The 18401-nt window shown below is 72.7% G+C and carries 18 protein-coding genes and 1 pseudogene; 14 read left to right on the top strand and 5 right to left on the bottom strand.

Annotated features, from left to right (window positions below):
• Positions 1-5 precede the first annotated feature (5 nt).
• The 5 genes and pseudogenes from AC1DUE_RS19640 to AC1DUE_RS19620 all read left to right on the top strand — a co-directional run.
• A complete protein-coding gene (locus tag AC1DUE_RS19640) occupies positions 6-860 on the top strand; it encodes an ABC transporter ATP-binding protein (RefSeq protein WP_477041094.1) in 855 nt (284 codons plus the stop codon).
• Positions 850-1668, top strand: a complete 819-nt coding sequence (locus tag AC1DUE_RS19635) for an ABC transporter ATP-binding protein (protein WP_477041093.1) — start codon at positions 850-852, stop codon at positions 1666-1668. Before AC1DUE_RS19640 ends, AC1DUE_RS19635 begins: the two co-directional genes overlap by 11 nt.
• A 13-nt stretch (positions 1669-1681) precedes the next feature.
• Positions 1682-3370, top strand: a complete 1689-nt coding sequence (locus AC1DUE_RS19630; RefSeq protein ID WP_477041092.1) for an FAD-dependent oxidoreductase — start codon at positions 1682-1684, stop codon at positions 3368-3370.
• Positions 3371-3400: 30 nt separating this feature from the next.
• On the top strand, positions 3401-4213 hold the full coding sequence (locus AC1DUE_RS19625; protein ID WP_477041091.1) for an alpha/beta hydrolase: 813 nt from the start codon (positions 3401-3403) through the stop codon (positions 4211-4213).
• Positions 4213-5142 (top strand): annotated as a pseudogene (locus AC1DUE_RS19620) (LLM class flavin-dependent oxidoreductase); the annotation flags it as partial. The gene AC1DUE_RS19625 and the pseudogene AC1DUE_RS19620, both read left to right, overlap by 1 nt.
• 62 nt (positions 5143-5204) lie before the next feature.
• Here the strand turns inward: AC1DUE_RS19620 and AC1DUE_RS19615 are convergent.
• The 3 genes from AC1DUE_RS19615 to AC1DUE_RS19605 all read right to left on the bottom strand — a co-directional run bounded on the left by AC1DUE_RS19615 (position 5205) and on the right by AC1DUE_RS19605 (position 7102).
• Complete coding sequence (locus tag AC1DUE_RS19615) at positions 5205-6014, bottom strand: LysR family transcriptional regulator (RefSeq protein WP_477041117.1); 810 nt, start codon at positions 6012-6014, stop codon at positions 5205-5207.
• A 135-nt stretch (positions 6015-6149) separates the two neighbouring features.
• A complete protein-coding gene (locus tag AC1DUE_RS19610) occupies positions 6150-6380 on the bottom strand; it encodes a hypothetical protein (RefSeq protein ID WP_477041090.1) in 231 nt (76 codons plus the stop codon).
• A gap of 2 nt (positions 6381-6382) precedes the next feature.
• Positions 6383-7102 (bottom strand): IclR family transcriptional regulator, encoded by a 720-nt coding sequence (locus AC1DUE_RS19605; protein WP_028046824.1) that lies wholly within the window; start codon positions 7100-7102, stop codon positions 6383-6385.
• A gap of 106 nt (positions 7103-7208) precedes the next feature.
• Here AC1DUE_RS19605 and leuC point away from each other — a divergent pair, with 106 nt between their 5' ends.
• From leuC to AC1DUE_RS19575, 6 genes are all read left to right on the top strand, one after another.
• Positions 7209-8663, top strand: coding sequence for a 3-isopropylmalate dehydratase large subunit (gene leuC / locus AC1DUE_RS19600; RefSeq protein WP_477041089.1), 1455 nt, complete (start codon positions 7209-7211; stop codon positions 8661-8663).
• 25 nt (positions 8664-8688) lie between these two features.
• A complete protein-coding gene (gene leuD, locus AC1DUE_RS19595; protein ID WP_477041088.1) occupies positions 8689-9354 on the top strand; it encodes a 3-isopropylmalate dehydratase small subunit in 666 nt (221 codons plus the stop codon).
• A 100-nt stretch (positions 9355-9454) separates the two neighbouring features.
• Positions 9455-10102: an HU family DNA-binding protein gene (locus AC1DUE_RS19590; protein WP_477041087.1), complete on the top strand. Its 648-nt coding sequence runs from the start codon at positions 9455-9457 to the stop codon at positions 10100-10102.
• A 96-nt stretch (positions 10103-10198) separates the two neighbouring features.
• On the top strand, positions 10199-11527 hold the full coding sequence (gene murA, locus AC1DUE_RS19585; protein ID WP_477041086.1) for a UDP-N-acetylglucosamine 1-carboxyvinyltransferase: 1329 nt from the start codon (positions 10199-10201) through the stop codon (positions 11525-11527).
• A gap of 20 nt (positions 11528-11547) precedes the next feature.
• Positions 11548-12312 carry a lysophospholipid acyltransferase family protein gene (locus AC1DUE_RS19580; RefSeq protein ID WP_477041085.1) on the top strand — a complete coding sequence of 255 codons (765 nt, stop codon included), beginning with the start codon at positions 11548-11550 and terminating at the stop codon, positions 12310-12312.
• Positions 12313-12317: 5 nt separating this feature from the next.
• Entirely contained in the window at positions 12318-13316 is a 999-nt protein-coding gene (locus tag AC1DUE_RS19575; RefSeq protein ID WP_477041116.1) for an NAD(P)H-dependent glycerol-3-phosphate dehydrogenase, read from the top strand.
• Between the two features lie 173 nt (positions 13317-13489).
• Here AC1DUE_RS19575 and AC1DUE_RS19570 read toward each other — a convergent pair whose 3' ends face one another.
• Positions 13490-14641, bottom strand: a complete 1152-nt coding sequence (locus tag AC1DUE_RS19570) for a trans-sulfuration enzyme family protein (RefSeq protein ID WP_477041084.1) — start codon at positions 14639-14641, stop codon at positions 13490-13492.
• 97 nt (positions 14642-14738) lie between these two features.
• On the opposite strand from AC1DUE_RS19570, the gene AC1DUE_RS19565 reads away from it, so the two are divergent.
• Together AC1DUE_RS19565 and AC1DUE_RS19560 are read left to right on the top strand one after the other, a co-directional pair.
• Positions 14739-15872, top strand: coding sequence for a D-alanine--D-alanine ligase family protein (locus AC1DUE_RS19565; RefSeq protein ID WP_477041083.1), 1134 nt, complete (start codon positions 14739-14741; stop codon positions 15870-15872).
• Between the two features lie 334 nt (positions 15873-16206).
• Positions 16207-17283 carry a fatty acid desaturase family protein gene (locus AC1DUE_RS19560; RefSeq protein WP_477041082.1) on the top strand — a complete coding sequence of 359 codons (1077 nt, stop codon included), beginning with the start codon at positions 16207-16209 and terminating at the stop codon, positions 17281-17283.
• Positions 17284-17286: 3 nt separating this feature from the next.
• Here AC1DUE_RS19560 and AC1DUE_RS19555 read toward each other — a convergent pair whose 3' ends face one another.
• On the bottom strand, positions 17287-17760 hold the full coding sequence (locus tag AC1DUE_RS19555; RefSeq protein WP_477041081.1) for a DUF3515 family protein: 474 nt from the start codon (positions 17758-17760) through the stop codon (positions 17287-17289).
• Positions 17761-17807: 47 nt separating this feature from the next.
• Between AC1DUE_RS19555 and AC1DUE_RS19550 the strand changes: the two genes are divergently transcribed.
• On the top strand, positions 17808-18401 hold a 594-nt coding region (locus AC1DUE_RS19550), incomplete at its 3' end, for an AIR synthase related protein (RefSeq protein ID WP_477041080.1).

Genomic DNA, 18401 nt, shown 5'->3' with positions numbered 1-18401 from the left:
GACCCATGTCCGACGACGACATCGTCCTGCAGCTGCGCGACGTCACGATCACCAACACCGCCGACGGCCGCGACCTCGTGCGCGGCGTGAACCTCACGCTGCGCCGCGGCGCGGTGCTCGGCATCGTGGGGGAGTCCGGCAGCGGCAAGACGCTCACGTGCCGCGCGGTCCTGGGCATCCTGCCGCCGCGGTTCGAGGTCTCCGGCGGCGAGATCGACCTGCTCGGCGAGGATGTGGCCGGGCTCTCGTCGAGGGACTGGCAGCGGCTGCGCGGCACCGAGATCACGGCGGTCTTCCAGGATCCTGCGTCCTACCTCAACCCGTCGATCCGGGTGGGCAAGCAGATCGCCGAGGTGGTGAGGGTCAAGAAGCGTGTGTCGCGCAAGGTGGCCAAGGCTGAGGCGCTCGACCTGCTCGCCGCGGTGCGGCTGCGCGACCCCGGGCGGGTGTACGACCAGTACCCGCACGAGCTGTCGGGCGGGATGCTGCAGCGCGTCCTGATCGCCACGGCCGTCGCGCTGGACCCGCAGATCCTCATCGCCGACGAGGCGACGACGGCCCTCGACGTCACGGTGCAGGCCGAGATCCTCGACCTGCTGACCGAGCTGACCGAGCGCACCGGGCTGTCGCTGGTCGTCGTCTCCCACGACCTGGCCGTCGTCGCGCAGCTGTGCGACGAGGTGCTCGTCATGCGCGACGGCGAGATCGTCGAGAGCGGCCGCACCGACGACATCCTCTTCGACCCGCAGCACGAGTACACGCGCCTGCTGATCGACGAGCACAACCTGTACGGCCTCGACCGGTTCCTGACGCCCGAGGCCGTCCCCGTCCAGGCGAAGGAGCTGACCGGTGTCGCCTGACGTCCCGCTGCTGCGGATCACCGACCTGGACGTCCACTACGGGCGCACCCAGGCGCTGCACGGCGCGTCCCTGGACGTCCACCGCGGCGAGACCGTCGGGATCATCGGCGAGACCGGTTCGGGCAAGTCGACGCTCGCTCGCGCTGCCGTCGGGCTGGTCGCCTCGTCGGGCGGCTCGGTGACGATCGGCGGCGAGGTGGTGTCCGCGTTCACGGGCCGCCAGTGGCGGGACTTCCGGCGCCGCGGCGTGGTCCAGCTCGTGTTCCAGGACCCCCTGCGCAGCCTCGACCCGGACCTGACGATCGGCTCCTCGCTGGCTGAGCCGCTGATCCTGCAGGGTCGGTCGTCGCGGACCGAGATCGCGGACGTGATCCGGACGCACCTCGCGCGGGTCCGGCTCGACGAGGACGTGCTCGGGAGGCTGCCCGGGGAGCTGTCCGGCGGCCAGCGCCAGCGCATCGCCGTTGCTCGTGCGCTGGTCACCGGGCCGCAGCTCGTGATCCTCGACGAACCCGTCAGCGCGCTCGACTCGGCCAACCGCGTCCAGGTCCTGGAGATCCTCTCCGACCTGCGCGCGGGCGGCGTCGCGCTCGTCTTCATCTCCCACGACCTCGGCTCGGTCGCCGGCATCACCGACCGCGTCGCCGTGCTGTACCAGGGCGCCGTCGTCGAGGTCGACGCGACCGACGCGATCGTCAACCGACCCCAGCACCAGTACACGCGGCTGCTCGTCGGCTCCGCACCCACCCTGGCCACCGGCTCGCTCGACCGGGCCCGCCGCGACGAGCTGCGCGCACTCGTCTCCTGAGAGGACATCGACCATGACCGACGACAGACTCCGGGCGACCGGCGGCCGCGAGGTCGACACCGTCCGGTTCCCCATCGGACGGCCGCCGAGCGAGGTCGACGTGCTCGTCGTCGGCGCGGGCCCGGTCGGCCTGTCCGCCGCCGTCGAGCTCACCGGCCTCGGCGTCGAGGTCGCGGTGGTCGACGCCGCCACCTCCGCCTCGCTGGCGCGCGCCGGCGCGATCGGGCACACGCCCCGGGTGGTCGAGCTCTTCCGGCGTTGGGGGCTGCTCCAGCAGATCCGCGACGAGTGGACGTTCCCGCCCGAGTGGAACCGCGGCACGCAGTTCCGCACGTCCCTCGCGGGGCACGTGCTGGTCGCGCCTCCGCGGCGCGGCTTCGCGCAGTCGAGCGTGACCCCGTTCTCCCTGGCGGACTCGATCCGCCGGCCGCAGTCGGCGCTGCAGAAGGTGTTCCTGGAGCGGCTCGAGGCGCACAGCGTGAGCGTCACGGGCGGCTGGCGGGTGCAGGACGTGCGGGACACAGGCGACGGGGTCGTGACGACGGTCGTCGGCAACGGGGAGCGGCGCGAGGTGCGCTCGCGGTACGTGATCGGTGCCGACGGCGGCAGCAGCACGGTCCGGCGGCTCGCCGGGATCGGGCGGTCGGGCGAGTACGCGACGGAGAAGCACTACCGGCTCGTCGTCCGCACCCAGCCCGGCGTCCTCGGGGACGCGCCCAGCGGTGTGAACATCGTGTTCAACCAGCACGCCTCGGGGTTCCTCGCGGCCATCAGCAGCACGGACTGGCGGGTCTACTCCGAGCCCTTCGCGCTCGACGCCGAGCCGAGCCAGGACCAGCTCCTCGCCACGGCGCGCGCCGCGTTCGGACTGCCCGACCTGGAGCTCGAGCTGCTGTCCGCGACGTCGTTCTTCCGGGCCACCCGGATCGCGGACACGTTCCGCCAGGGGCGGATCCTGCTCGCCGGCGACGCCGCGCACGTCCGCACGCCGGGCGGCAACCTCGGCGAGGGCTTCGGCGACGTGGTCAACCTCGGCTGGAAGCTGGCAGCGGTGCTGCACGGGCACGGCGGCGACGCCCTGCTCGACTCGTACGACCGCGAGCGGCGGCCGCACAACTGGCGGGTCGCCGAGCACGCGCTGGCCCGCTCGCAGGCGGCCGCGTCGACGCTCGCCGAGATCCGCCGGCTGGGGGTGCCCGACGACGCGGACACCGGCGCCGAGGCGGTGGCCACCCGCGCCCTGATCGGCGGGCTCATCTCGGCGCAGTACTCACCGTCGCCCGGGGTCACGTTCGACGAGCGGTACGACGACTCACCGGTCGTCGCGTACGAGCTTGGGCAGGCCGCCGACGACCACCCGTGGGCCGCCGAGCGGTACGTCCTCGACCCGCGACCGGGCCACCGGGCGCCCGACGGGTACATCGACCCGTTCGGCGACACCCTCTACGACCGCATCGGGCACGACCTGACGCTCCTGGTGCTCGGCGGACATGGCGCGGCGTTCGAGCAGGCAGCCGCCGAGCGTGGTCTGGCCCTGTCGGTCGTGCACCTGGACGACGAGCACGTCCGGGAGCTCTACGGCGCCGATCTGGTCCTCGTGCGCCCCGACCACCACGTCGCCTGGCGCGGCGACCACGTCCCGCAGGGCGCCGACGCGGTGCTCGACGTCGTGCTCGGTCAACGCGCTCTCGCCCATCTCTGACAGTCCTCCCCACAGAAACGGTTCCCCACCATGTCCACCAGCACTCTGACGGCAACCCGGGTCCGGGTCCTGCCTCCGTCGACCGTCCGGCCTCGCGGCACCCTGCTCGTCGTGCCCGGCCGCGGCGAGCACCTCGGCCACTACGGCCGGTTCGCGCAGCGGATCGCCGCCGACGGCTACGTCGTCGACGTCCTGGACGCGCTGCCCTCCGGCGCCGCCGCACTGAGCGACCTGCTCGCCGAGATCGACGTGGAGGAGTCGGCGATCGACGGCCCGCGGGTGCTGGTCGGCGTGGACTCCGGCGCGGCCGTCGTCGTCGACGCGGTCCGCCGGGGGCTCGTCAGCCCCGCCGCGGTGATCGTCGCGGGCGCGGTGGTGGGGGAGGCCGTGTCCGAGGCGGCCGACGACGCCTCCGAGATCGCGCTGCGGACGTCGTGCCCGGTGCACCGCGGGCTGCTCGGCGAGGACCCGCGGTACGCACGAGCGTTCGGCGAGGTCACCGACGCGGCACGGGCCTGGGGGGTCTCGGTCGCCTCGCGCGAGCCGTCCGGCACCGCGAACGGTCCCTGGTACGTCGGGATCCCGGTCCTCGCGCTGCACGGGACCGACGACGAGGTGTCGCCGTTGCGTGAGGTCGTCCGCGCGCTGTCCTGGTGGCCGGACGCCGAGCTGCTGGTGGTCCGCGACGGGGTGCACGACGTGCTCAACGACGCGTCGCACCGGTCGGTGGCGGCCTCCGTGGTGCAGTTCCTGGAGCGCGTCCGCTCCGGCAACCCGCACCGCTCCATCGTGGTCCGGGTCCCGCTGGGGAACTCGGTCGAGTCCGACGGGACGGGCATCTGATGCGCTACGGCTACTGGACGCCGATCTACGGCGGGTTCCTGCGCAACGTGGGCGACGAGGGCATGCCCGCGACCTGGGAGTACGTCAAGAAGGTCTCCCGCACGGCAGACCGCCTCGGCTACGACCTGACCCTCGTGCCGGAGCTGTACCTGAACGACCGCAAGGGCGTCACGGCGCCGAGCCTGGAGGCCTGGGAGCTCGCCGCCGGCATCGCCGCGGTGACCGAGCACGTCGAGATCATGGTCGCGGTGCGGCCCGGGTTCCACCTCCCGGCCGTGCTCGCCAAGCGGGCGGCCACCCTCGACGAGATCAGCAACGGTCGGCTCGCGCTCAACGTGGTCTCGGCGTGGTGGGCGCAGGAGGCCCAGCAGTACGGCGGCATCTTCGGCGTGCACGACGAGCGGTACGCGCGCACGCAGGAGTGGGTCGACGTCGTCACCGGCCTCTGGCGCGAGACGCCGTTCCGGTACGAGGGCAGCTACTACACGGTCGAGGACGCGATCCTCGAGCCCAAGCCCCGGCGCACGCCGCCGATCTGGGCGGGCGGTGAGAGCGAGGGCGGCAAGGCGTCCATCGCGACCTTCGCCGACGCGTACGTGATGCACGGCGGCACCGTCGACGAGGTCGGCGGCAAGATCGCCGAGATGGCCCGGCGGCGCGAGGCGATCGGCAAGGACCCGTTCGTCGAGACCGGGATGGCCGCCTACGTCATCGTGCGGGACACCGAGCGTGAGGCCCAGGCTGAGCTCGAGCGCATCACGACGGTGCCGTCCGCGGGGGCCGGGGCGTCGTACGCGTCGTACCAGGAGTTCGTGCAGCACTCGCAGCTGGAGCGGTCGGTGAGCCTGCAGGAGTACTCGGTGGGCACCCGCGGGCTGCGTCCGGGGCTCGTCGGGACGGCCGAGCAGGTCGCCGAGAAGCTGCTGGCCTACGAGGACCTCGTGGGTCCCCTGGCGACCACGAGTGCGGACGTCGGCTTGCGGTGCACCGGTCAGGCGGCGACGAGGGCGCGGTCGTCCACGAGGCGACGGACCGCGGCCGCGGCCACACGACCGATCTCGGGGTCGGCGCCGCGGCGGACGCGCACCTCGAGCTCGAGGGCCTCGACCGGCGGGAGGTCGTCGCGGACCACGAGCCCGAGCGGCGGCTCGCCGATCAGTGGCAGGAGCGTGACCCCGAGGCCGGCCCGGACGGCGGCGTGCACCCCGGCCAGGTGCGGCGACTCGGCCGCGACGTGCGGGCTCAGGCCCTCCGACGAGAGCGTCTGGACGGCCCGCCGACGGATCGCGCACGGCTCGTCGAACGCGACGAAGGACGTGGTCGACCCGCGTGTCCACTGCGGCGCGGAGACCCAGACGAGCGGGATCGTGCCGGCGGAGTGCCCGGCAGGGGTCGTGCTCCCGAGCAGCAGCGCGGCGTCGAGGCTCCCGCCGTCGACCGCCTGGTTGAGCGCGGTCGTCCGGTCGAGCCGGAAGCGCAGCGTCCCGCGGTGCAGGTCGCCGAGCGCCGCGCTCACGGCCGGCAGCAGGTCGTCGGCACCGTGCTCGGTCGAGCCGAACACGAGCTCGGCGACCGGCACGCGCACGCCGAGGCTGCGCAGCGCGGCGTCGTGCGCCGCCAGGACCCGGCGCGACTCGGCGACCAGCACCTCACCGGCGACGGTGAACCGGGAACCGCGTCCGTCCTTCTCGACGAGAGGGCGACCGACGGTCTTCTCCAGGCGCCGGATGTGCTGGCTCACCGCGCTCTGCGTGAGGTGCAGCGAGGCGGCCGCCCGGTGGAACCCACCACAGTCCGCCACAGCCACGAGGCTGCGGAGCGGGCCGATGTCCAGGGTGAGGTTCACGGCGGGGAGTGTGGGCCACCCGGTGGGACGTGGCCAGGGCTGAGCGGGAACGTCTCAACCTGCGGGACGGACCACGTTTCACCCGATGGCTCAGTGCTGGCCGCGCGGCCCGCCGGAGGTCGTCGGCAGGAGGCTGACGACGAGCGCGGCGACCGCGGCGCAGAACCCGCCGAGGACGAGGCCGACGATGATCGACCCGATGGGGAAGCCGCCGCCGATGGCACTGATCACACCGCCGACGACGAACCCGCCGACGAACGACCACAGGGCCGCGCGCCGACGCTGCCGGCGTCGGGCCGCGGCAGCGCCGCGGACGGCCACGGTCAGTCCGCCGTGCGGCGCAGGACCTCGGTCAGCCGGTTGGCCGCCGAGACGACCGCGGCCGCGTGCAGGCGGCCGGGCTGGCGGGAGAGGCGCTCGAGCGGACCCGACACCGACACCGCAGCGACGATGCGGCCCGACGGCCCGCGCACCGGGGCGGAGACCGACGCCACGCCGACCTCGCGCTCCGACACCGACTGCGCCCAGCCGCGGCGGCGGACGCCGGACAGGATCGTGGCGGTGAACTTGGCGCCCTGCAGGCCGCGGTGCAGCCGGTCGGGCTCCTCCCACGCGAGCAGGATCTGCGCGGCGGACCCGGCGTGCATCGTCAGCGTCGCGCCCACCGGGATCGAGTCGCGCAGACCGATCGGCCGCTCGGCGGCGGCGACGCAGATGCGCTGGTCGCCCTGGCGGCGGTAGAGCTGCGCGCTCTCGCCGGTGTGGTCGCGCAGCGCGGCGAGCACCGGGCCGGCGGCGGCGAGCAGACGGTCCTCGCCGGCGGCCGTCGCGAGCTCCGAGAGGCGCGGTCCGAGCACGAACCGACCCTGCATGTCGCGGGCGACGAGGCGGTGGTGCTCGAGGGCCACGGCCAGCCGGTGGGCCGTCGGGCGAGCAAGATGGGTGGCGGTGACGAGCTGCGCCAAGGTGGCCGGACCGGCCTCCAGGGCGCTGAGAACGGATGCGGCCTTGTCCAGCACGCCGACTCCGCTAGAGTTGTCCATAGGTCGATATTGGCGTCTCGAAGGCTGAGATGCAAGTACGACGAACGGAGAGCCGGGAAATTCCACACTCCCGGACGAATGATCGACGAGAGAACGGACCGAGAAGATGGCCGGCACGTTGGCAGAGAAGGTCTGGGACGCGCACGTCGTGCGACAGGGCACCGACGGTGCACCCGACCTGCTCTACATCGACCTCCACCTGGTGCACGAGGTCACGAGCCCACAGGCGTTCGAGGGGCTCCGGCTCGCCGGACGCCCGGTGCGTCGGCCCGACCTCACGCTGGCGACGGAGGACCACAACACCCCGACGCTGGACATCGACCGCCCGATCGCGGACGAGACGAGCCGCACGCAGATCCAGACGCTGCGCAACAACGCGGCCGAGTTCGGCGTGCGCATCCACTCGCTCGGTGACGCGGACCAGGGGATCGTCCACCAGGTCGGCCCGCAGCTCGGCCTCACGCAGCCCGGCCTCACGGTCGTCTGCGGCGACTCGCACACCTCGACGCACGGCGCGTTCGGCGCGCTCGCGTTCGGCATCGGCACCAGCGAGGTCGAGCACGTGCTCGCCACGCAGACTCTGCCGCTCGCCCCGTTCAAGACGATGGCGATCACGGTCGACGGCGCGTTGCCGGCCGGCGCGACGAGCAAGGACATCATCCTGGCGATCATCGCCAAGATCGGCACCGGTGGCGGTCAGGGCTACGTCCTCGAGTACCGCGGCGAGGCCATCCGCGCCCTGTCGATGGAAGCCCGCATGACGGTCTGCAACATGTCGATCGAGGCCGGCGCCCGCGCGGGCATGATCGCGCCCGACGAGACCACCTTCGAGTACCTCAAGGGCCGCCCGCACGCACCCGAGGGTGCCGACTGGGACGCCGCCGTCGAGTACTGGTCGACCCTGAAGAGCGACGACGACGCCGAGTTCGACGTCGAGGTCGTGCTGGCGGCGGCGGACCTCGAGCCGTTCGTCACGTGGGGCACGAACCCCGGCCAGGGCCTGCCGCTGTCCGGCTCGGTCCCGGTCCCCGAACAGATCGCCGACGCCGACGAGCGCGGCGCCGCCGAGCGGGCCATCGAGTACATGGGCCTGACGCCCGGCCAGCCGCTGCGCGAGATCAAGGTCGACACGGTCTTCATCGGCTCGTGCACCAACGGCCGCATCGAGGACCTGCGCTCCGTCGCCAAGGTCGTGCAGGGCAAGCACAAGGCCGACGAGGTCCGCGTCCTGGTGGTCCCGGCGTCCGCGCGCGTACGCCTGCAGGCCGAGGCCGAGGGGCTCGACAAGATCTTCCTCGACTTCGGTGCCGAGTGGCGCAACGCCGGCTGCTCCATGTGCCTGGGCATGAACCCCGACCAGCTGGCACCGGGGGAGCGGTCGGCGTCCACGTCGAACCGCAACTTCGAGGGCCGCCAGGGCAAGGGGGGCCGGACGCACCTCGTCTCGCCGCTCGTCGCCGCCGCCACCGCCATCCGCGGGACGCTGTCGTCGTACAGCGACCTCGACACGGGCGTCCCGACGCCGGACGGCAGCCCCCTCACCGACCTCCAGACGGTCTGAACCACAGGAAAGCGAGACATTCGTCATGGAGAAGTTCAGCCAGCACACCGGCGTCGGCGTCCCGCTGCGCCGCAGCAACGTGGACACGGACCAGATCATCCCGGCCGTCTACCTCAAGCGCGTGACGCGCACCGGGTTCGAGGACGCGCTCTTCGCCGCCTGGCGCGGTGACCCGGCGTTCATCCTCAACCAGGACGCGTACAAGGCCGGCTCGGTCCTCGTCGCGGGCCCCGACTTCGGCACCGGCTCGTCGCGCGAGCACGCCGTCTGGGCGCTCAAGGACTACGGCTTCAAGGTCGTCATCTCGAACCGCTTCGCGGACATCTTCCGCGGCAACTCCGGCAAGCAGGGCCTGCTCGCCGCGCAGGCGTCGCAGGAGGACATCGAGCTCATCTGGAAGATCCTCGAGACCCGTCCGGGCACCGAGGTCACGGTGGACCTCGAGGCGAAGACGATCGTCTGCGACGACGTGGTCGTGCCGTTCCAGGTGGACGACTACACGCGCTGGCGCCTCATGGAGGGCCTCGACGACATCGGCCTGACCCTCGAGCACGCCGACGAGATCTCGGCGTTCGAGGCGACGCGCGAGTCGTGGCGTCCGGCCACCCTGCCGGCCAAGCACCTGCCGCCCGTCGAGATCGTCGCCGCGCGGCCCGTGGGCGTGCCGGTCGAGCTCGGCCGCAGGCCCTGACGTCCGTCTGCGGCGGGTCCCACCTGCGGATCCGCCGCAGATGACTAGCGTGAGGTCCGAGCCCGACGCGCGCGTGCGTCGGCCGACGGAGGGGACGACCATGCCCGGCAAGTCTGAGCTCGCCGACCGCATCGCAGCGCGCGGCTGGAGCAAGGCGGCGGCATCGAGCGCCGTGGACGCGGTCCTCGACGAGATCACGGCCGCGCTGGTCGCCGGTGAGCGCGTGACGCTGACCGGCTTCGGCACGTTCGAGTCCGCCGCTCGCGCGGCCCGGACCGCCCGCAACCCGCAGACCGGCGCGTCGATCGACGTCGCCGCGACGACGGTGGCCCGGTTCCACCCGGGTGCGACGCTGCGGTCCCGCGTGGCGTCCGGGACGGCCGCGCCGCTCCCCGCGCTCTCCGGCACGCCGGTCGGGGCCCTGGCTCCGGCGGAGGTCGCGACGACCCCGGCCCCGCTGGCCCCGGCGCCGACGAAGGCGAAGACAGCTGCCCCTGCGAAGCCGAAGACAGCTGCTCCGGCGAAGGCGGCGGCCCCGGTGAAGTCGTCGTCGAAGGCGAAGGCCCCGGCGAAGGCGCCCACGAAGGCGAAGGCTGCTGCGCCGGCCAAGGCGAAGGCGGACGCGAAGGTCGCGGCCAAGGGCAAGAAGCCGGCGACGAAGCCGGCGACCAAGAAGGCCGCGAAGAAGGCTGCCGTCGTCGGCAAGAAGAAGTCCGGCAAGTCCAAGGACACCAAGAAGAAGAAGTAGGCCTTCGCCAGACGCCGTGTGAATGTCCTGCACGGCTACGGCGTGCCTGACCCCGAGTGGTCAGGTGCACGAGGACCTGTGGGAGACGATGGTCGGATGAGCGATCTGCTGTACGTCGACGGGGGCAACCCGCTGTCGGGAGACATCACGGTCCGCGGGGCCAAGAACTTCGTCTCGAAGGCGATGGTGGCCGCCCTGCTGGGCGAGACCCCGAGCGTGCTGCGCAACGTGCCGCAGATCCGCGACGTCGCGGTCGTCACGGGGCTGCTGGAGCTGCACGGCGTGAAGGTCGACGCCGACGCCGAGGCGGGCACGCTGCACCTGGACCCGACGGACGTGGAGTCGGCGCACGTCGCGGACATCGACACGCACGCGGGCTCGAGCCGCATCCCGATCCTGTTCTGCGGTCCGCTGCTGCACCGGCTGGGCGAGGCGTTCATCCCGGACCTGGGCGGCTGCCGGATCGGCGACCGGCCGATCAACTACCACCTCGACATCCTGCGGCAGTTCGGCGCGGTCGTGGAGAAGACCGACAACGGCATCCACATCCGTGCGCCGCACCGCCTGCAGGGCACCAAGATCGCGCTGCCGTACCCGAGCGTGGGCGCCACCGAGCAGCTGCTGCTCACGGCGGTGCGCGCCGAGGGCATCACCGAGCTGGCGAACGCGGCGATCGAGCCCGAGATCATGGACCTCATCAACGTCCTGCAGAAGATGGGCGCGATCATCTCGGTCGACACCGACCGGGTCATCCGCATCGAGGGCGTCGACCGGCTGGTCGGCTTCCAGCACACCGCCCTGTCCGACCGGATCGAGGCCGCCTCCTGGGCCGCGGCAGCGCTGGCGACCGGTGGCGACGTGTACGTCCGCGGGGCCACGCAGCCCGAGATGACCACGTTCCTCAACACGTTCCGCAAGGTCGGCGGGGAGTTCGCCGTGGACGACGCGGGGATCCGGTTCTTCCACCCCGGCGGCGACCTGCGCTCGATCCAGCTGGAGACCGACGTCCACCCGGGCTTCATGACGGACTGGCAGCAGCCGCTCGTCGTCGCGCTCACCCAGGCCAAGGGCCTGTCGATCGTGCACGAGACGGTCTACGAGAACCGGTTCGGGTTCGTCGACGCGCTGGTCGGGATGGGCGCGACGATCCAGGTCTACAAGGAGTGCCTCGGTGGCAGGCCGTGCCGGTTCGGGCAGCGCAACTTCTTCCACTCGGCCGTGATCTCGGGCCCGACGCCGCTGGCCGCCGCTGACATCGAGGTGCCGGACCTGCGCGGCGGGTTCAGCCACCTCATCGCGGCGCTGACGGCCAAGGGCACGTCGTCGGTGCGCGGCATCAGCCTGATCGACCGCGGGTACGAGCGGTTCACCGAGAAGCTCGAGGCGCTGGGCGCGGAGTTCAGCCGCGAGCTGACGCACGCCTGAGCCCGGTAGCATCGGCTCCCGTGCAGCCCCCCGCCAGGTCCAACCGCGCCTACCGCACCGTCGCGCACATCGTCCGTCCGTTGCTCCGGGCGATGACCCGCAAGGACTGGTCCGGCGAGGAGAACCTGCCGACCGACCGCGGTTTCATCGCCGCGTCGAACCACATGACGAACATCGACCCGCTGACGTTCGCGTACTTCCTGTGGGACAGCGGGTTCGCGCCGAAGATCCTGGCCAAGGCGTCGCTGTTCAAGGTGCCGGTCATGCGCAACGTGCTGCACGCGACCGGGCAGATCCCCGTCTACCGCAACACCGTCTCGGCCGCCGAGTCGCTGACCGCCGCGATCGACGCGATCAACGACGGCGACTGCGTGGCCGTGTTCCCCGAGGGCACACTCACGCGTGACCCGGACCTGTGGCCGATGGTCGGCAAGACCGGCGTCGCGCGGCTCGCCCTCAGCACGCGGGCGCCCGTCGTGCCCGTCGCCCAGTGGGGGCCGCAGCTGCTGCTGCGCCGCTACGAGAAGCTTCTCCGGCCGTTCCCGCGCAAGACGATCACCATCGTCGCCGGGCCGCCCGTGGACCTCAGCGACCTGTACGAGAACCCGCAGGACACCGCGACGCTGCGCGAGGCCACCGAGCGCGTGATGGCCGCGATCACGGCGCTGCTGGTCGAGATCCGTGGCGAGCAGCCGCCCGAGGTCCGCTACGACATGCGCAAGCCGCTCGCCCCCGGTGAGAAGCGCGTCGGCGGCGACCACGCGACGAAGCCCGAGCTCCCGTGACGGCTCTGCGCGCCGCGGTGCTCGGCGCCGGCTCCTGGGGCACCACCTTCGCCGCCGTGCTGGCCGACGCTGGGTGCTCCGTCTCGGTCTGGGGTCGCGACGAGGCGGTGTGCCGGCAGATCTCCGACGAGCACCGCAACGAGGCGTACCTGCCGGGGATCACGCTGCCCGCCGGGATCACGGCGTCGACGGACCCCGCGGTCGTGCTGGCCGGCGCGGACCTCGTTGCGATCGCCGTCCCGTCGCAGTCCGCCCGTGAGCTCCTCACGCCGCTCGCGTCGCTGGTCGGCCCGGACACCGTCGCCGTCTCGCTCATGAAGGGCGTCGAGCTCTCGACCGACCGACGGATGAGCGAGGTCGTCGCCGAGTCCTTCGGCATCCCGGCCTCCCGCGTCGCCGTCGTCTCCGGCCCGAACCTTGCGCTCGAGATCGCGCAGCGGCAGCCCACCGCGACGGTCGTCGCGTCGACCAGCGAGGCGACCGCCCAGCTCGTCGCCAACGCCTGCGCCTCCGCCTACTTCCGCCCGTACACCAACGACGACGTGGTCGGCGTCGAGCTCTGCGGGGCCGTCAAGAACGTCATCGCGCTCGCCGTCGGCATCTCGCAGGGTCGCGGCCTCGGCTACAACACCATGGCGACCGTGATCACCCGCGGGCTGGTCGAGATCACGCGCCTGGGCCTCGCCCTCGGCGCTGACGCCGAGACGTTCCCCGGCCTCGCCGGCCTCGGTGACCTGATGGCCACCTGCGCCTCGCCCGACTCGCGCAACCACGCGCTCGGCGGGCACATCGGCCGCGGCATGACCCTCGACGAGGCCATCGCCGCCACGGGAGGCACCGCCGAGGGCGTGAAGTCGTCGCGGTCCGTCCTGGAGCTGGCCACGTCGCTGGGCGTCGAGATGCCGATCACGTCCGCCGTCGTCCGCGTCCTGCACGAGGGGCTGCCCATCGAGCAGCTCGCGGCGCTCCTGCTCGCGCGGCCGCACAAGGCCGAGGGCGTCTAGCCCGTCGCCGCTCCGGTCCGCTTCGGATCCCCGGACGTGCCGATCTCGCGGCTCTTGGGACGCGTGGGACTGGTGAGGTACCTCACGCGTCACGCCAGTCCCACCTGTCCCCAGCGCGGCTAGGTCGACACGCCCCCAGCCCCCCGCACCGGGTGCGAACGCCCGCCCGCCGTCTAGGCGTCCGCGGCCGACCGCAGGGCGCGGTCGAGGTCCGTCCAGAGGTCCTCGACGTCCTCGATGCCGACCGACATCCGCAGCAGGTCCTCGGGGACGGTGACCGACTCGGTGGCGAAGCGGCGGCGGCGTTCCAGGCTCGACTCGACGCCGCCCAGGCTCGTGGCGGGCACCCAGAGCTCGAGTGCCGCGACGACGGCGTCGGCGCACGCGGCGCCGCCGTGCGGGCGCAGGCCGATGATCGAGCCGTAGCCGTCCATGAGGCGGATGGCCCGCTCGTGGCCGGGGTCGTCGGGCAGGCTCGGGTGACGAACCTCGGCGACGGCGGGGTGGTCGGCGAGGCGGCGGGCGATCTCGGCGGCGTTGGACTGCGCGCGCTCCACGCGCAGGGCCAGGGTGCGCAGCCCGCGCAGAGCGAGCCAGACCTCGAACGGCCCGGCGATGGAGCCGTGCATCGTGCGGTAGGCGTGCAGACGGGCGTGCAGGGCGTCGTCGTCGGCGAGCGCCGCCCCCAGCACCACGTCGCTGTGGCCAGCCAGGTACTTGGTGACCGAGTGGATGACGACGTCGGCGCCGTGCTCGAACGGGCGCTGGACCAGCGGCGTGGCGAACGTGTTGTCGACGCCGACGAGCGCCCCGGCCGCGTGGGCCGCCTCGACGAGCGCCGGCAGGTCGGCGACCTCGAGCATGGGGTTCGTCGGCGACTCGATCCACAGCATGGAGGTGCCCGGCAGTGCCGCGACGACCGCGTCGGTGTCGTCGATGTCCACGAGCACCACGTCGACGCCGTGCCGCTGCGCGAGGTCCTCGGCGTAGCCGATCGTCACCTGGTAGGCGTGCCGGGGCAGCACGAGGCGTCCCCCGTCGGGGACCAGCGAGAACGCGGCCGCGACCGACGCCATGCCGGAGCCGAACACGAGCGCGGGGTGCGCCGATCCCTCCAGCCGACCGAGGGCCTCCTCGAACGGGTGCCACGCGTCGGTGTCCATGCGGCCGTAGAGCAGCTCACCGGGGCCTGGGACGCCCTGCGACACGTTCGTCGACGAGAGCACGACGGGCGGGTTCAGCGACGCGCCCTGGTTCCGCGCCGGGCGGCCGGCGCTCACGACGAGGGTCGCGGGGGACAGGTCGTCAGGCGGCGAGGAGGTCACGGTCGCAGATTACCGGGAGGCGTCCCGCGAGACCGCTCCGGCGGGCGTCCGTCACAGCGGCACCCGGGGTCACGACCGCCGGGTAAGGTTCGGGCCGATGGACATCCCCACAGACCTCCCGAACCGTCGACCGCGGGTGATGGTGCTGTTCGGCGGCCGCTCCGGCGAGCACGCGATCAGCTGTGCGACCGCAGGCGGCGTGCTGCGCGCGATCGACCGTGACCGCTACGACGTCCTCGCCGTCGGCATCACGCCGTCGGGCCGCTGGGTGCTCGCGGAGGACGACCCCGACCGCTGGGCGATCACCGACGGACGCCTGCCGCAGGTCGAGGACACGGCCGCGCACGTGCTGCTGCCTCAGGCCGTCGACGACCGTGAGGTCCAGGTGCTGGAGTCCGGGCAGCTGCCCAGGGTCCTCGGCGAGGTCGACGTCGTCTTCCCGCTGCTGCACGGGCCGTTCGGTGAGGACGGCACGCTGCAGGGCATGCTCGAGCTGGCCGACGTGCGGTACGTCGGTGCCGGGGTGCTGGCCTCGGCCGTCGGCATGGACAAGCACATGATGAAGCTCGTCCTGGCCGGCCAGGGCCTGCCCGTCGGACCGTTCGAGGTGGTCCTGCCGGGCGCGCTCGACCGCGACCCCGTGGGTGTCGCCGACCGGGTCGCCGCCCTCGGGCTGCCGCTGTTCGTGAAGCCCGCCCGTGCGGGCTCCAGCCTCGGCATCACGCGCGTCACGGACCTGGCCGACCTGTCGGCCGCGATCCGGGCGGCGCAGCTCCACGACCCGAAGGTCATCGTCGAGGCGGCGATCGTCGGCCGCGAGATCGAGTGCGGTGTGCTCGGCGGCCGCGCCGGCGAGCGTGCTCGCGCGTCGCTTCCGGGCGAGATCCTGGTGACCGCCGACCGGCACGCGTTCTACGACTACGAGGCCAAGTACTTCGACGAGGCCGGCGTCACGCTGGCCTGCCCCGCCGACCTCACGGACGAGGAGACGGCCGAGGTCCGCGACGTCGCCGTGCGCACGTTCGAGGCGGTCGGCTGCGAGGGCCTGGCGCGCGTCGACGTCTTCGTGACCCCGTCCGGTGAGGTCGTCGTCAACGAGATCAACACGATGCCCGGCTTCACGCCGTTCTCGATGTACCCGCGGATGTGGCAGGCGTCCGGCGTGACGTACCCGGAGCTCGTCGACGAGCTGATCCGGCTCGCGCTGGAGCGCCCGACCGGCCTGCGCTGACGCCCGGTCCAGAGCCGCACGGGGGCATACCCCCGGGCCGGTCCTCGGGCTCGCCCACGAGTTTGCGTTCCCCGGGCAACAGTTCCGGAAAAGTTCAGGTGGGTGCCGTACTGTCTGGGCATTCGTGGTGGACCGGCCGTGACAACGACGTGACGGATCGGCAGGCGTCTCCATCACCGTCGGGACGCCCACCAGCGTCTTTCGTACCCGCCGAGCGGTGGGTACACAGCTCGGTCGTCCAGCACGGGCGGCTCCCACGCAGATCGGTTGTGACCTTCTTGAGCGTCGTGCATCTCGCACCGCCCGTCCGCCACACCGCCCCCGGGGTGTCCGCGTGAGCCCCGACGCTGCAGGCGCCGTCCTGTCGACGCCGCAGCGCAACAATGCCCAGGACTACTCCGCTCTCGCCGCCCACGTGCGTGACTCGGGCCTGCTCCGCCGCCGCTACGGGTACTACTGGACGCGGATGATCGCGGTCGTCGTGGCCTTCGCCGCCGTCTGGGTCGCCGTGGTCGTCGTCGGCGACTCGTGGTGGCAGCTGGCCGTCGCCGCGGTGCTCGCGATCGTCCTGACGCAGGTCGCGTTCCTCGGCCACGACAGCGCGCACCGCCAGATCTTCGAGTCGAACGCCTGGAACGACTGGACCGCCCGCATCTTCGCCGGTGGGTTCGCGGGCCTGTCGGCGTCCTGGTGGCGCAACAAGCACAACAAGCACCACGCCGTGCCCAACCAGCAGGGCGCCGACCCCGACATCGCCCCCGGTGTCGTGGCCTGGACGTCGGACGTCGTCGAGAGCCGCCCGGGGTTCAAGGGCTGGTTCGGCCGCAACCAGGGCTGGTTCTTCTTCCCGCTGCTCACCCTCGAGGGCATGAGCCTGCACATCTCGAGCGTCCGCGCACTGCTGGCCAAGGGCCCGGTGCCCAACCGCAAGGTCGACGCGACGATCGTGATCAGCCGGCTCGCCCTGTACATCGCGATCCTGCTGGTCCTGCTGCCCCCCGGGAAGGCCGTCGCGTTCTTCTTCGTGCAGATGGCCCTGTTCGGGGTGTTCCTCGGCGGCTCGTTCGCGCCCAACCACAAGGGCATGCCGATCATCCCCGCCGGGATGAAGGTCGACTTCCTGCGACGCCAGGTGCTCACGTCCCGCAACATCCGCGGCGGCGCGGCCGTCGACTTCGCGATGGGCGGCCTGAACTACCAGGTCGAGCACCACCTGTTCCCGAGCATGCCGCGCCCGAACCTCAAGCACGTCCAGCCGGTCGTGCGCGAGTACTGCGAGCGGCTCGGTGTGAAGTACACCGAGGTCGGCTTCTTCTCGTCGTACCGGATCATCGTGAAGTACCTCAACAACGTCGGCCTGGCCGACCGGGGTGCGTTCGACTGCCCGATCGCGGGCACGTACGGACGCTGACGGCTAGAGGCAGGAGCGCTGCTTGTCCGTCATCGCGACGGCCGGTCCCAGCTGGTCCACGTACGACGTGCCGTCCGCCGCCACGGAGGCGGGGATGTGCAGCTCGACCGCGGGTGAGCGCCCGTAGGTCGTCAGCGTCCAGCTGCCGTCCTCGTTCTCGACCGTGACCCAGTCGATGCTGGGTCCGCCGGGCGTGTCGACGGTCTGGCAGTGCTCCGTCGTGGGGCCCAGCGGCTCGACGCCGCAGCGCAGGACGATCGGCGCCCCGGGGTCGCCCCAGGCGGTCGTCGCCTGGGCGGTCGTGTCGCGCTGCGGCAGGCCGTCGCCCAGCGAGTCGGGCATCGCCAGCACGACGCTCGCGCACACCGGGTCCGTCGCGTGCGGGGCCACGTCGGCCGCGACCGCGCTCGAGCACCCGGCCAGCAGGACGAGGGTGGCGACGACGGCCGGGGGAGTTACCAGTCGTCGGATCTGCACGGGGTCACGGTAACCCGGCAGCGCGCTCGACCCTCTACCGTGTCCGGGTGACCACCAGCGACGGCCCCCTCGTCTCGGAGCTGTCCGAGGAGGCGCTCCTGGCCCGGATCTTCCCGCTCCTGCCCGCCGGCACCGCCACGCTGCTGCCCCCCGGCGACGACGCGGCCGTGGTGGCCGCCCCCGACGGCCGGTTCGTCGTGACGACGGACGTCCTGGTCGAGGACCGGCACTTCCGGCGCGCCTGGTCCTCGGGACAGGACGTGGGCCGACGAGCCGCGGTGCAGAACCTCGCGGACGTCGCGGCGATGGGTGCCCGCCCGACGAGCCTGGTCGTCGCTCTCGTCATCCCGGCCGACCTGCCCGTGGCCTGGGTCGAAGGGCTGGCCCGCGGGCTGGCGCAGGAGTGCGGGCCGCTCGGCGTCGGGGTCGTCGGCGGCGACCTGTCCGGCGGTCCCGCGGTCGTCGTGTCGGTCACCGCGCACGGGGACCTGCAGGGACGTGCTCCCGTGCTGCGCTCGGGCGCCCGCCCCGGCGACGTGGTCGCGCACGCGGGCGTCGCGGGGTGGTCCGCGGCGGGCCTGGCCCTGCTCGACGCCGGGCGGCCGGCGCTCGACGACGGGCTCGTCGGCGCCTACCTGCAC

The sequence above is a fragment of the Cellulomonas sp. P4_A2 genome (assembly GCF_056402515.1).
The sequence above is the reverse complement of the archived record's forward strand: the minus strand, read 5'-3'. Positions and strand labels throughout refer to the sequence as shown.